Origin of the sequence: Flavobacterium sp. H4147, from assembly GCF_029360735.1 — a bacterium.
Classification (GTDB): Bacteria; Bacteroidota; Bacteroidia; order Flavobacteriales; family Flavobacteriaceae; genus Flavobacterium; species Flavobacterium endoglycinae.
The window spans coordinates 691906-706466 of record NZ_JARKNB010000002.1; the positions used below are offsets into that span (position 1 = coordinate 691906).

Sequence of the window (14561 nt, forward strand, 5' to 3'; positions counted from 1 at the left end):
ATTTAAGACTGATTTTGTTTTATTTTCAAAATTTTAAGAATTTCAACAACTTCTTCTCTAGCAATTTTAAGATTACTGTTATTAATAACAAAATTGCTTAAAGAAATTCGTTTTTCGTCATTCCACTGCATTTTCATTCTATTTATGACGTTTTCTCTTGTGGTATTGTCTCGTTTTAAAACTCTTTCTATTCTTATTTCTTCCGGTGCTGTAACCGTTATTATATAATCACATTCTTTATATCTTCCGCTTTCAAAAAGTATTGCGGCTTCATAGATCACATATTCATAGCTTTGATGTTCTAAAAGCCATGATTCAAAATCTTTTTTAACAGCCGGATGTACTATCGAATTTAATCTAGCGAGCTTATCGGCATCTTTAAATACTATTTCAGCCAGTTTTGATCTGTTTAAAACATTATTATCAAAGAGCGACTCTCCAAAAGTTGTTTTAACGGCTTCAATAATCTCTGCAGACTGCATTACCCTTTTTGCTCCATCATCAGCAATATAAACGGGAATTCCCATTTCGTTAAAAAAACCTGCAATAGTAGTTTTACCACTTCCTATTCCGCCGGTTAAGCCAATAACTTTTGTCATACTATATTTTAAAAAACATACGCGGAAATGCTTCTTGTGGTTTCTTCTTTAGTAAAATAATTTTTACATAAGATTCCAGAAAACCAGTTCCGTAACCATAAAATTGTTTCCAGACAGCAATGACAGACAAATAACCGATTTTGATGCTTTTATTTTGAATACTTGCTGTAAGAAAAATTATAACGAAATATACAAAATATAATTGTAATAAAATATCAATATTGAAAATTAATAGTAAAAAAGCTAATAATAACCCCAATATAAATACAGTTGGAAAGAAGAAAGTAAGTTTATTATGTTCTGGATACCAGTTGTTTAAAATAGGCCTTGCGATGCCAAATTTCTTGACTTGGATAGAGAATTTTTCCCAGTCAATCCTACGTTTGTGATACACATAAGCCTCAGAAAAAAGACGTGTTTCAAATCCCAGATTCCATAAACGAATAGATAAGTCAGGATCTTCACCTGGATGTATGTTTCCAAAACCTTTAGAAACTTCAAAAGCTTTTTTTGAAATCCCCATATTAAAGCTTCTTGGCTGGAATTTATTGATTTTTTCAGATCCTCCACGGATTCCTCCTGTTGTTAAAAACGAGGTCATCGCGAAATTAATCGCTTTTTGAATGCTTGAAAAACTTTTAAGCGCTCTGTCGGGACCTCCAAAACAGTCAACGTATCTTTCATTTAACGCTTTTCGTACTTCACTTAAATAGTTTGGCGGAATAATACAGTCTGAATCAAAAATGATATAATAATCACCTCTTGCTTTCTGCATTCCGAAATTTCTTGAATCTCCCGGTCCTGAATTTGGTTTTACATAATAGGAGATATTCAATTTTCCCTGATAATTCATTACAACATCTTTACAAGGAATTGTCGAACCGTCTTCTACAAGAACAATTTCAAAAGGTTCATCATAATCTGATTTTGTAAGGCTCTCTAAAAGTTCATCAACTTCATCCGGACGATTATACACGGGAATAATTAAAGAAAAAATCATAACGGGAATACTGTATTTAATGGTATATTTTTAATGTGAAAAAATTTTAACAAAGATATAGTATATTCCACAAAAAAACCATCAACTTTTGGGTTGATGGTTCTTTGTCTGTAAAATTTATTTTTATTTGATACTTTCGATATTTACTACTTCGTTTGTATCGGCTTGATAATCTACTCCAGCAAATTCAAATCCGAATAAATTAAGGAAGTCGCTTCTGTACCCTGCTAAATCTCCAATAGCTGGCAATGTTTCTGTTGTAGCTTCTAACCATAGTTTCGCTACTTTTTCTTGAACATCTTCACGCATTTCCCAATCATCAATTCTGATTCTTCCTTTTTCATCAACTGGAACTTCAGAACCATTGTATAATCTGTCTTGGAATAAACGCTGTATCTGCTCGATACAACCTTCGTGAATCCCTTCTTCTTTCATGATTTTATATAAAAGAGAAATATATAACGGAATTACAGGAATCGCAGAACTTGCTTGAGTTACTAACGCTTTGTTTACCGAAACATAAGCATTTCCACCAATAGATTTTAGAGAATCAGCAATTGTAAATGCAGTCGCTTCTAAATGATCTTTTGCGCGACCAATAGTTCCTTTACGGTAAACTGCTTCAGTTAATGCAGGTCCAATATAAGAATAAGCAACTGTAATAGCACCATCAGCTAATAAGTTTTCATTTTTTAAAGCTTCAATCCACATTGCCCAGTCTTCACCTCCCATTACCGCAACTGTATTTTCGATATCTTCTTCGTTAGCAGGAGCGATAGAAACTTCAGAAACTTTTCCTGTATGAAAATCAACCGTTTTATTACTAAAAGTTTGTCCAATTGGTTTTAAAACTGAACGGTGCGTTACTCCAGTATTTGGATTGGTACGTACTGGTGAAGCTAAACTATAAATTACAAGGTCAACTTGCCCTAAATCAGCTTTTATTAAATCAAGAGTTTCTCTTTTAATTTCATTAGAAAAAGCATCTCCGTTGATACTTTTCGCATATAAACCAGCTTTGTGAGCTTCTTTTTCGAATGCAGCAGAATTGTACCATCCTGGAGAAGCCGTTTTCCCTTCTACAGGTGGTTTTTCAAAAAATACACCAATTGTAGCAGCATCAGATCCAAAAGCGCTTGTAATTCTTGAAGCTAATCCGAAACCTGTTGAAGCACCAATAACTAATACTTTTTTTGCTCCGGCAATTGCACCTTTTGATTTTACATATTCAATTTGATTCTTAACATTTTGTTCAGCTCCCTCTGGGTGGGCAGTCAAACAAATGAATCCTCTCATTCTAGGTTCTATAATCATCTTGTAATTTTTTGTATTATTTGAATTTTAGTTTTAATTTTTCAAAAATAGACATTTTATGATAAACTCTTTTCATGTTGGCAGCCATATTATCAATAAAATTTGGGTTTAAAGCATTTCTTTGAGCGGCTTTATACAATCTGTACGACAGGATATAATCCTCTTCATATTCCGCAATTCGGGCTAACTCACTGTTATACGAACAGTAATCGGCATTTTCCAGTGTTTCAAATGTATGAGCAATATGTTCTTTGGCTTCTGAATATCTTCCAATATCAACCAGCAAATATGTGTAATTTAAATATGAGGCAGGATATTTAGGATCAAATTTCATTGCTAATTTATAATGATAAATTGCTTTATCATAATTACTGAGTTTATTATAATGAATCCATCCTAAATGGTTGTGTGCTTTTCCAAAATCAGGATACTGCGCCAAAATTTCTTCTAAAACTTCTTTTGCTCCTGCGGTATCGCCTTCAGAAATTAATCCATCGGCTTTTATAAACTGATTTTCATAGAAACTTAAACTTTCCATAATTATTTTTAGTTTAACAACTCTTTCGCATGATTTAATGCCGAATCAGAAATATTTGCACCCGATAACATTTGTGCAATTTCAATAATTCGGTCGTCTTGCGATAAAAGTTTTAATTCTGATTGAGTATCGTTATCAATTGTTGATTTAGATACTTTAAAATGTGAATCTCCTTTAGCAGCAATCTGCGGAAGGTGTGTAATGGCAAAAATCTGCATTGTTTTACTCATTTCTTTCATGATTTCGCCCATTCTAATTGCAATTTCACCCGAAACTCCTGTATCAATTTCATCAAAAATTAATGTTGGAAGTTTTGAATATTGAGCCAGTATTGCTTTTACTGCCAGCATAATACGAGACATCTCTCCTCCTGAAGCTACTTTTTTCAACAATCCAAAATCACTTCCTTTGTTGGCCGAGAATAGAAACTGTAATTCGTCTTTACCGTTTTGGAAATATGTATTGACGGTAGTAAGTTCGATTTTAAAACGAGCATTTGGCATTCCTAAAGTTTCTAATATCGCTATTAATTTATCTGATAAAACCGGAATTGCTTGTATTCTGCTTTCATGAATGACACCTGCCAATTCATTTAATTCATTTTCTTTTTGTTCAATTGATTTAGATAATATTTCGATTTCTTCTTCAATATTATCCAATTCCAAAAGTGTATTTCCTAAATCGGCTTGAATTTGAAGTAATTCATCAACTGAATCTACATGATGTTTTTTCTGCAAATTAAAAATCAACTGCAGTTTCTGACTTACCAATTCAAGTTGTTCTGGATCGTTTAATAATTTTTCTGAAGAGTTTTGAAGTTCTTTAGAAATATCATCAAATTCAATAGAAAGACTCGTTATTCTTTCAAACAAACTTTGGTATTCTGTTGAAAAAGGAGCAATTTTCTGCAGTGCGGTTTTGATTTCATTTAAGTTATGAAATACACCAAACTGTTCTTCATTTGCAATCGCAAGCGATTTATCAATTGATTCTTTAATGATTTCGACATTGTTCAGCTTTTCATAATCAGCTTCAAGTTCTGCTTGTTCGCCTGATTTTAGTTTTGACGAAACTAATTCATTCAGTAAAAAAGTGTTGTACTCTTGTTCTTTTCCAGAATCACTTTGTTTTTTAAGAAGTGCATTTAATTTCGACTTCTCTGATTTGTAAATTTTTAATGATTTCTGATAATCCGAAATGGTTTCGGCATTATTAGAAATTGCATCGATTATTTTAAACTGAACACTTTCATCTGAAAGTTCTTGTGTTTGCTGCTGGGAGTGGATATCAATTAAAAAGAAGCTTAAATCCTGTAATTCCTGAAGATTTACCGGACTATCATTTATAAAAGCACGCGATTTTCCAGAAGGAAGAATTTCGCGTCTAATAATAGTTTCATCTTCATAATCAAGATCATTGGCTTGAAAAAACTCTTTTAAATTATATTTAGAAATATCAAATTGAGCTTCTATAACGCATTTCTCTTCTTTATTCTTTAAAGAAGTTAAATCAGCTCTTTTTCCTAAAACAAGTCCGATTGCTCCTAAAATAATAGATTTACCTGCACCCGTTTCACCTGTAATTATCGAAAAACCTTTTGAAAAATCTATAGAAAGTTTTTCAATAAGTGCATAATTTTTAATTGACAGTGAAGTGATCATAAAGGATAAATAAGATAAAAGGGTTATAAAGAAAATTAAAAATCAAGTATTTAGAACTTAATTTGTGACCATTTAGCTGAATTTAAAGGCGAAACTTTATTTAAAACATCTGTAAGGTCAGTAACAGGAATACTTGGTCCTCCTGAAAATATAGAAACGATTTCATCTGATTTTGCATCAAAAAAAACGCGGGTTAAAAATGCATTTGGTCTTACTGAATTTACTTTTGCAACCAGTATTATTGCATTTTTTACTTTTTCTTTTGATGATTTTAAGTCAGCAGTCATTCCATCTAAAGCGGTATGATAAGCAAACATAGTCTGACGAATATCACTGTACATCGGCGAAAGCATATCGTTTATTAAATAATAACGGTTTTGAAGTCCATCTGTTTGTGTCCATCCTTTAAAACCGCCTTGCTGGGCTACGTTTGCAATATTCTGAGCTGTTTGAAAATATTGGTCTCCTCCTCCCATTTGAAACGTATCCGCATCCATCCCTAAAATTATATAGCTGTAAAATGATACAACTGATATTAAATTGGATTCAAAAACAGTTGGGTTGAATAATAAAGGTTCATATTCTGTATAACGGAAGTTAAAATCTTTATCATTAAAATTTAAAACCGGTGACGAATAGGTCGAATTAAAAATCAATCTTGAAGACTGCACTTGAATAGTTCCTGTAAACTGGTCTGAACTATAAGAAGACAATGTGATATACATTGAACAATTGATTCGTTCGTTTTGTTTTAAGGAAGAACCCGTCCAATCTGTTTTATTAACAAATTCTGACAGCGAAGTCTGAAGTGTTTTAAAAATCTGCTGATTGGCATTTGGCAATCTTTCAGTGTTAATAGTTACTGTACAATTTAGCTGTTGCGCCTGAGTAAAGCCAAAAATAAAGAATACTAAAAATGTAACTATCTTATTCATATCAACTATGTTTTATGAGTGAAGCTTAATTCTACTGAGAATTTATAAATACTGCTATTTCGAAAAATGCAAAATCAGTCTGCTTAAAATATCGACTGCAACTAATTCTTTTGTTTTTAATTCCATTGGTTCGATTTTAAAATCTTTATCAATAAAGGTCACTTTATTGGTTTCTTTTTTAAATCCGGCACCTTTATCTTGTAAGGAATTTAAAACAATCAAATCTAAGTTTTTTTTCTGAATTTTCAACTTAGCATTTTCAATTTCATTTTCAGTTTCCAAAGCAAATCCTATTAAAAACTGCTTTTCTTTGATACTTCCTAATGAAGATAAAATATCTTTTGTCTTCTCTAATTCAATTGAAAATTCACTTGAATTTTTCTTAATCTTCTGTAAAGCAACTTCCTTAGGTTTGTAGTCTGCTACTGCGGCTGCCGCAATTGCTGCATCAGCATTGCCAAAATGTAAATGACAAGCATCATACATTTCTTGCGCTGAAACTACATTTATAACTTCGATAGAAGGATTTTTAACTTTTAAATGCGTGGGTCCCGAAACTAAAATTACATCAGCTCCCAGATTTGCCGCTTCATTAGCAATATCAAATCCCATTTTTCCTGAAGAATGATTTCCTATAAAACGTACTGGATCTATAGCTTCGTATGTTGGACCAGCTGTAATTAGTATTTTTTTTCCCTTAAGTGGAAGTTTACTTTCTAAATCTGCTTCAAGAAAAGCGACAATATTCTCAGGTTCAGCCATTCGGCCTTCGCCAGATAAACCGCTTGCCAATTCTCCTTTTTCAGCTGGAATCATACTATTTCCAAATTGTTTTAAAGCTGTAAAACTAGAAATAGTAGAAGGATGCTTATACATATCCAAGTCCATTGCAGGAGCAAAATAAACTGGACATTTAGCCGATAAATAGGTTGCAATTAAAAGATTATCACAGTTGCCGGTTGCCATTTTAGATAAGGTATTGGCAGTTGCAGGAGCAATCAGCATTAAATCTGCCCAAAGAGCGAGTTCAACGTGGTTGTTCCATACGGCATCTTCATCATCCTGATTAAAGAAACTGGAATGTACAGGATTTTTTGATAAAGTAGATAACGTGAGCGGGGTTACAAAATCCTTAGAAGCAGGTGTCATTATCACTTGGACATGTGCACCTGCTTTGATAAAAAGTCGTACTAATGAGGCTGTTTTATACGCTGCAATTCCACCGGAAACCCCCAGTAAAATTTTTTTCCCGTTTAAAACTGACATTATACTATACTATTATTTGTTTGAATTTCTGTGGTAAGTTTTACCGTCTAACCATTCTTGAACTGCTAAAGCATGTGGTTTTGGTAATTTTTCGTAAAATTTAGAAACTTCAATTTGTTCTTTATTTTCAAAAACTTCTTCAAGACTGTCATTGTAAGTCGCAAACTCTTCTAATTTCTCAGTTAATTCTTTTTTAATTTCAGAATTAATCTGGTTTGCTCTTTTAGCCATAATGGTAATTGCTTCATACACATTTCCTGTTGGTTCTTCAATAACTGTTTTATTGTAAGTTATTGTATTAACAGGAGCATTCGTCTTTTTTAAATCCATGACTTTATTTTATTTAGTAAATTTTTGTAAATCTGTTTCAACTCTGGCATTCATTTCGTCTGCCTCTTTTTTATATTTTGTATCGCTTTTAAATTTCAACAGATTAGCGTAAGCTGTTTGTGCAACGTGTAAACGCTCTTCCATTTTTGATGGCACACTGTTTATTGCTAACTTGTATGCTGAATCGTATTTATAAAACAATGCATCTTCTTTATAAGGTGTTCCTGGAAAATCAGCAATAAAATTATCAAAAGCTACTAAAGCAGATTTATAATCTGAGATAGTATTATATCCTTTCGCATTTTCGTATGCTTTCTTTTCTAGTTTTCCATTTAGCACCTGAACTGTTTCATTTGCTTTAGCCAGATATTCTGAATTTGGATAATTATCTATAAAAGCCTGTAATTTCTCTAGCGCTTTTACTGTATCTGCCTGATCTAAACTGTAAACAGGAGACAATTTTGAATAGCTGTAAGCTCCCAAGAAAGCTGCTTCTTGTACTTTTTCGCTTCGTGGATATCCCGAAACAAAGCTTTCAAATTGATAACCGGCTAAATAATACTGTTCTGTCTTATAATAAGACTGTGAAAACATGTAAAAAAGTTTTTCCGCCTGAGGCTTACCTCTATAAGAAGGTGCTAATTGTTCAAAAAGACGTATTGCTTTATTGTACTTTCCAGCCTCATACATCTTTGTCGCCACTTCAAACTTTGCTGCTACGTCTTCATTTTTTAATGCCTTTTGGTAATCACTGCAAGAGCAAAAAAGGACAACAACAATTAATAGAGATACTACTTTTTTCATTTTCTTACTTTTATTATGACTTCTAAGACTTTACACCAAAGAAAATCACACCGAAGTTTCGGTGGCAAATTTAGTTATTAATTTAGCGACTGCAAAATATTTTTTTCGTGTACAAAAATACAGAGTCTTTTACTTATTTTATGCTGTTTTTGACGAACTCATTTAATCGTTCTGCCAAAGATTCGTCTACAGGAACCAAAGGCAGACGTACTGTATTATCAGCTATTCCCAGAGCTTGGAAAACTTGTTTTATTCCGGCTGGATTTCCTTGTTCAAAAATCATATCGATACAATCTGATAAAAAGTATTGTGTTTTAAACGCATCAGCGGCTTTTTTATTGAGTCCCAAACGAATCATTTCTGAAAATTCTTTTGGAAAACCTTGACCAATAACCGAGATTACTCCTGCTCCACCCGCTAAAACAATAGGAAGTGCAATCATATCATCTCCTGAAATAACTAGAAAATCTTTTGGTGCGTCTTTAATAATTTTAAATGCTTGTACCACATCACCTGCAGCTTCTTTAATCGCTACTACATTTTTAAAATCATTTGCCAGACGAATTACTGTTGAAGGAAGCATATTACTTGACGTTCTTCCTGGAACGTTGTATAAAATTACTGGTACAGGAGAAGCTTCTGCAATTGCTTTAAAATGCTGATAAATTCCTTCTTGTGTTGGTTTATTATAATAAGGAGAAACAGAAAGTATGGCTTCAAAAGGAGAAAAGTCTCTGGTTTTTAATTCATCAACCACCTGCATGGTATTATTGCCGCCTACTCCAAGAACTAATGGTAATCTTCCTTTATTTACTTCTATAACGGTATTTATAACTAATTCTTTTTCGTCTTGCGTCAGGGTTGCATTTTCTGCTGTTGTTCCCATAACCACAAGATATTCAACTCCTCCATCGATCGAAAAATTAACGATTCGCTGCAACGCTTCGATATCTACTGAAAAGTCTTTTTTAAATGGAGTTACAAGCGCAACACCTGTTCCTATTAATGATTGCATATCTTTCTTTATAATTTACTTTATACTTTTTAAATACTTGAACAATTCAGAAACAAATAGTTTGTATTCTTCCATTGCCGTGTTAAACATCCATCGGTTTAATCTAGTGTTCACAGATGAAAAACCAACTTTAAATCTGGCTTTTGATTTGCTTGTTACCATCATTAAAGCAATGTTTTCTACATCATAATAACTTATCAAAAGGTCAAATTCGGTTTCGATAAATTCTTTTAAAAAAGGTTCTGTCAGTTCTCCTTTCCAATTGATATTTTTTTTACCAAATGTAGGTTTTGAATAGGTTTTCTTTTTTTTGAATTTACGTCTGTACGCAATAATTTTTATCTTTTCGGGTGCAATTCCGTATGATACCAGTTCTTTTATTAACGCTTTTGAATCTCGAAATTTACTTTCATCGACCACTAAACCAATCGTTTGTATATTACTTGTAAAAACTTCATTCTTGACATTATTCAGGTTATTTTTTAATGATTTTTTTACAAAAAATTCCTTTATATAATCTAAAAACATAGTACTTTTACGAATTACAAAATTAATTATTTAAGCCGCATTTAAAATGGTAAAACTAAAAAAGTATAACCGATTTTTAAAACTTTTTGTTATATTCTTAACAGTATTTTCAATATTTTCCTGCAGTCATAAGACTTACAATGTAACTAAGGTAGAAGGAAAACAACTTCCGGTAACACAAAACAGTGCCGAAACTCCTGAAATTGAAAAGTTTATTAAACCATATCGCGATCATATCAATAAAGATTTAGACAGTGTTCTTGCTTATTGTCCTGAAACGCTAGATAAAAGTACAGGAAAATGGCAGACTACGATTGGAAATCTAATGGCCGACGTTACTTTAAAACAAGGTAATAAGGTTTTTAAAATCAGAGAAAAAAAGGAGATTGATTTATGCTTTTTAAATCATGGCGGAATTAGAGCGATTTTACCAAAAGGAAATGTAACAACAAGATCTGCGTTTGAAATTATGCCTTTTGAAAACAACATGGTTGTGCTGGCTTTAAAAAGAGAACAGATTCTAGAAATGACTGCTTATATTATTAAGGAGAAAAAACCTCATCCTTTATCTGGCATGACTTTTACAATTGCAAAAGATAATACTGCCAAAAACATTTTAATACAAGGAAAACCTTTTGATGTTAACAAGACGTATTATGTTGCTACAAATGATTATTTAGCTAATGGCGGTGACAGTATGTATTTTTTCGCAAAAAACATACAGAAGTATGATATGAATTATAAACTGCGAAATGTATTAATTGATTACTTTAAAGAAGTTGATACTATTCCGGTGCCGAGAGACATCAGAATTACTGAAGAATAATTTACACTTAAAAATACAAGCGTTTTACGCCAAAAACATACCAAATGAAAAGAAGAGAATTTATCGAAAAAACTGCTGCAAGTACCGCTTTATTAAGCTTAGGTTTATCATTGAGCAGTTTTGAAAGTAACGATAACGAAATTAAACATTTAACGATTCTTCACACAAACGATGTTCACAGTCATATCGATCCGTTTCCTGCTGATGATCCTCGTAACCCAAATATGGGAGGTGTTTCTCGAAGAGCAGCTCTTATTGAAACTATCCGTCAGGAAAATCCAAACGTACTTTTATTAGATGCCGGAGATATTTTTCAAGGTACTCCTTATTTTAATTATTACGGAGGTGAACTTGAATTTAAATTGATGAGCATGATGAAATATGATGCTTCAACTATAGGAAATCATGATTTTGACAACGGACTTGACGGTTTATATGCTCAAATGCCGCATGCGACTTTTGAATTCATTTGTTCTAATTATGATTTCAAAAACACGGTTATGAATGGTCTTGTAAAGCCTTATAAAATTTTCAATAAAAACGGTATTAAGGTTGGAGTTTTTGGTGTAGGAATCGAACTTCAGGGATTGGTAGACAAACAATTATACAAAGAAACGGTTTATAATAATCCTGTCGAAATCGCACAAGACATGACTCGTTTATTAAAGAAAGAGGAAAAATGTGATTTGGTAATTTGTCTTTCTCATTTAGGTTATAAATACAAAGACGATGCTTCTAAAATTTCTGATTTAAAGTTTGCCGAACTGACCCAAGATATTGATTTGATTATTGGCGGGCATACGCATACCTTTCTGGACAAACCTACAATTGTAAAAAACAAAGCCGGAGAAAATGTACTGGTAAACCAAGTTGGCTGTTATGGAATAAATTTAGGACGAATTGATTTTTATTTTGACAGCAATAAAGCTCACACTAATCAGGCTAGATCTATTATTGTATAACTATTCTTTTCTTTTTTCTCTTTGCTTTTTCAAGGAAATATTCTACCATGAAATAATAAGCTAAGATTTGTGTAATGTCTTGTATTAATACTAACACAACGGAATAGGAAAAGTATTGGTTGAAGATATAGAATATATCAGACAAGATGTAACTCATCATCATAAGAGACATTAAAAGCGTAATAAACGTTCCTTTCGTTATGTAACTTACAAACGAAAAGTAGCTTATTACGCTTAAAACTATTCCGTAAATGACATATATAAAATTATAGTTATCTAGATTATCAAGTTTCATTGCCAAAACTGAAATCAACAGATATACAATAAATATTATGACAATTGATACGGGAAGAATATCTTTCTTTTTGAGTTTTATTTTTTGATGTTCTGTAATAAAAAGTCTGAATAGTAACAAATACACGATCAGAAAACAGATGACACCGCCAATTTCTGAAATTTCGACATCCATTAAATCAAAAACATTCCCTATAAAACAAAATAAAAAAATTAGACCTTCAATTTTTCTTATTTTAAATTGCCTGCTGATTAAAAAATAAATAAATATCGATGGCAGGACAATTGCTTTAGAATAGGTAGCAAGAAAATCTTGTTCTGTCCAATCAAAAATAATTGTCAACACCAGCGCTAAAAAAAATAAAATCAACGACGGTTTATTCGCTTTCATTTAGTTTAGTTATAAATTCTTCTTCAGACAGAATAGGAATATTTAGTTTAGTTGCTTTTTCAAGTTTTGCAGGTCCCATATTATCTCCAGCCACGACAAAATCAGTTTTGGCAGAAATTGAACTTCCTACTTTACCTCCGTTGTCTTCAATAGCTTTTTTGAGTTCGTCTCTCGAAAATTGTGCAAAAACACCAGAAACCACAAAGGTTTTACCCACAAATTTTTCGGTTGCATTTGGATTTACTTTTTCTACGATTTCAAATTGAACTCCATAGTTTTTAAGCCTTTCGATGATGATTTTATTTTCTTCATTTTCAAAAAACTCGATAACGCTTCTCGCGATTCTTTCTCCAATTTCATCAACAAGAATTAAATCCATTAAAGAGGCCTGGCTTAAGGCGTCGATATTTTTATAATGTTTAGCTAATTTTTTAGCAACAGTTTCTCCTACATAACGGATTCCTAAAGCAAATAATACGCTTTCAAACGGAATTTCTTTAGATTTTTCAACACCGTTTACCAGATTTTCAGCTGATTTTTGTGCCATTCTTTCCAAATGGAGAATATCTGAAACTTTCAGTTCGTATAAATCAGCATAATTGTGGACTAAATTGTTTTTAAAAAGAAGCGCTACGGTTTCGCCTCCAAGTCCTTCAATATCCATTGCTTTTCTTGAAATATAATGCTGGATTCTTCCAATAATCTGCGGAGGACAACCGTAAAAGTTAGGACAATAGTGATTGGCTTCTCCAGCGTTTCGAACTAATTCAGTCTGACATTCTGGACAATGAGTGATGTATTGCGTTACTTCGGAATTCTCAGGACGTTTTTCTAAATCTACAGCAATAATTTTCGGAATGATTTCTCCTCCTTTTTCAACAAAAACGGTATCGTTTAATCGGATGTCTAATTTTTGAATTTGATCTGCGTTGTGAAGCGAAGCTCTTTTTACAATAGTTCCCGCAAGCTGAACAGGTTCTAAATTGGCAACAGGTGTGATTGCTCCTGTACGTCCAACTTGATATGAAATTGATTTTAAAACAGTTGAAACTTGTTCTGATTTGAATTTATAAGCAATTGCCCATCGAGGTGATTTTGCAGTATATCCTAATTCTTGCTGTGAATGAATGTTATTAACTTTTATCACAACACCATCGGTTTCATAAGGTAATTTATGGCGATGAACATCCCAGTAATCAATAAAATCGAAAACTTCCTGCATATTATTAGCCAGTTTTGCTTCGGCAGGTACTTTAAACCCCCATCTGCGCGCTGCTTCTAAACCTTCAAATTGTGTGGCAAATGATAGATTGTTTCCTGCTACGGTGTACAATAAACATTCTAACGGACGTTTGGCAACTTCAGCACTGTCTTGTAATTTAAGACTTCCAGATGCTGTATTCCTTGGATTTGAATAAGGTGTTTCGCCAATTTCGATCAATTCCTGATTCATTTTTTCGAATCCGGCATAAGGCAGAATAATTTCGCCGCGAATATCGAATTTTTCAGGATAATCTCCTTTTAATCGCAACGGAACTGATTTAATGGTTTTGATATTATTGGTTACCTCATCTCCTTGAAATCCGTCACCACGCGTTACTGCCTGAACCAGTTTTCCATTTTCATATGAAATACTGATTGAAGCGCCGTCGTATTTTAACTCGCAGGTATATTGTAGATTAACATTTCCTAAAACACGCTGAATTCTGTTTTCCCATTCGAGTAAATCTTCTTTTGAATAGGAATTATCAAGAGAGTACATTCTGTACTGATGTGCAATAGTTTTAAAATTCTTGGTAACAGCTCCACCTACACGTTGCGTTGGCGAATCTTCATCAAAAAATTCTGGATGTTTGTTTTCTAAATCCTGAAGTTCTTTCAGTTTAATATCAAAATCGTAATCAGAAATGGTGGCATTGTCTAAAACATAGTAGTTGTAATTATGCTGGTTAAGTTCGTCTCGTAATGCCTGAATGGTTTCTTGAATATTCATAAAATATTAAAATAATAGATATTGCTGTTAAAATAATGAATCTCAAAATTAGGGTATTTTTATTGAAAAAATATTAATAACCCAAAGTTTTGTAAAAATCAAAAA

The 14561-nt window shown here is 32.5% G+C and carries 15 protein-coding genes; 2 read left to right on the forward strand and 13 right to left on the reverse strand.

The window, feature by feature from the left end; all coding sequences use genetic code 11:
• Positions 1-2 precede the first annotated feature (2 nt).
• From coaE to P2W75_RS10830, 11 genes are all read right to left on the reverse strand, one after another.
• Positions 3-599, reverse strand: coding sequence for a dephospho-CoA kinase (gene coaE, locus P2W75_RS10780; protein WP_207296694.1), 597 nt, complete (start codon positions 597-599; stop codon positions 3-5).
• Between the two features lies 1 nt (position 600).
• Positions 601-1599, reverse strand: coding sequence for a glycosyltransferase family 2 protein (locus P2W75_RS10785; RefSeq protein WP_276380454.1), 999 nt, complete (start codon positions 1597-1599; stop codon positions 601-603).
• Positions 1600-1722: 123 nt separating this feature from the next.
• Complete coding sequence (fabV, locus tag P2W75_RS10790; RefSeq protein ID WP_207296696.1) at positions 1723-2913, reverse strand: enoyl-ACP reductase FabV; 1191 nt, start codon at positions 2911-2913, stop codon at positions 1723-1725.
• Between the two features lie 16 nt (positions 2914-2929).
• Entirely contained in the window at positions 2930-3451 is a 522-nt protein-coding gene (locus P2W75_RS10795; RefSeq protein ID WP_276380456.1) for a hypothetical protein, read from the reverse strand.
• A gap of 8 nt (positions 3452-3459) precedes the next feature.
• Positions 3460-5112 carry a DNA repair protein RecN gene (gene recN / locus P2W75_RS10800; RefSeq protein WP_276380457.1) on the reverse strand — a complete coding sequence of 551 codons (1653 nt, stop codon included), beginning with the start codon at positions 5110-5112 and terminating at the stop codon, positions 3460-3462.
• A gap of 50 nt (positions 5113-5162) precedes the next feature.
• Positions 5163-6047 carry a DUF4835 family protein gene (locus P2W75_RS10805; protein WP_276380458.1) on the reverse strand — a complete coding sequence of 295 codons (885 nt, stop codon included), beginning with the start codon at positions 6045-6047 and terminating at the stop codon, positions 5163-5165.
• 54 nt (positions 6048-6101) lie between these two features.
• Complete coding sequence (gene coaBC / locus P2W75_RS10810) at positions 6102-7313, reverse strand: bifunctional phosphopantothenoylcysteine decarboxylase/phosphopantothenate--cysteine ligase CoaBC (RefSeq protein ID WP_276380460.1); 1212 nt, start codon at positions 7311-7313, stop codon at positions 6102-6104.
• A 12-nt stretch (positions 7314-7325) separates the two neighbouring features.
• Entirely contained in the window at positions 7326-7643 is a 318-nt protein-coding gene (locus P2W75_RS10815; protein WP_012025451.1) for a DNA-directed RNA polymerase subunit omega, read from the reverse strand.
• A gap of 9 nt (positions 7644-7652) precedes the next feature.
• Entirely contained in the window at positions 7653-8447 is a 795-nt protein-coding gene (locus tag P2W75_RS10820) for an outer membrane protein assembly factor BamD (protein ID WP_207296701.1), read from the reverse strand.
• Positions 8448-8580: 133 nt separating this feature from the next.
• Positions 8581-9462, reverse strand: coding sequence for a 4-hydroxy-tetrahydrodipicolinate synthase (gene dapA / locus P2W75_RS10825; RefSeq protein ID WP_276380467.1), 882 nt, complete (start codon positions 9460-9462; stop codon positions 8581-8583).
• A gap of 15 nt (positions 9463-9477) precedes the next feature.
• Positions 9478-9990 carry a hypothetical protein gene (locus P2W75_RS10830; RefSeq protein WP_207296703.1) on the reverse strand — a complete coding sequence of 171 codons (513 nt, stop codon included), beginning with the start codon at positions 9988-9990 and terminating at the stop codon, positions 9478-9480.
• 46 nt (positions 9991-10036) lie between these two features.
• Between P2W75_RS10830 and P2W75_RS10835 the strand changes: the two genes are divergently transcribed.
• Both P2W75_RS10835 and P2W75_RS10840 read left to right on the forward strand, forming a co-directional pair.
• Positions 10037-10816 carry a 5'-nucleotidase C-terminal domain-containing protein gene (locus tag P2W75_RS10835; RefSeq protein ID WP_276380469.1) on the forward strand — a complete coding sequence of 260 codons (780 nt, stop codon included), beginning with the start codon at positions 10037-10039 and terminating at the stop codon, positions 10814-10816.
• A gap of 44 nt (positions 10817-10860) precedes the next feature.
• Positions 10861-11778 carry a bifunctional UDP-sugar hydrolase/5'-nucleotidase gene (locus tag P2W75_RS10840; RefSeq protein ID WP_207296705.1) on the forward strand — a complete coding sequence of 306 codons (918 nt, stop codon included), beginning with the start codon at positions 10861-10863 and terminating at the stop codon, positions 11776-11778.
• Here the strand turns inward: P2W75_RS10840 and P2W75_RS10845 are convergent.
• Complete coding sequence (locus tag P2W75_RS10845) at positions 11768-12463, reverse strand: lysoplasmalogenase family protein (protein ID WP_207296706.1); 696 nt, start codon at positions 12461-12463, stop codon at positions 11768-11770. The genes P2W75_RS10840 and P2W75_RS10845 overlap by 11 nt on opposite strands.
• Complete coding sequence (ligA, locus tag P2W75_RS10850) at positions 12450-14456, reverse strand: NAD-dependent DNA ligase LigA (protein WP_207296707.1); 2007 nt, start codon at positions 14454-14456, stop codon at positions 12450-12452. Before ligA ends, P2W75_RS10845 begins: the two co-directional genes overlap by 14 nt.
• Positions 14457-14561 lie beyond the last annotated feature (105 nt).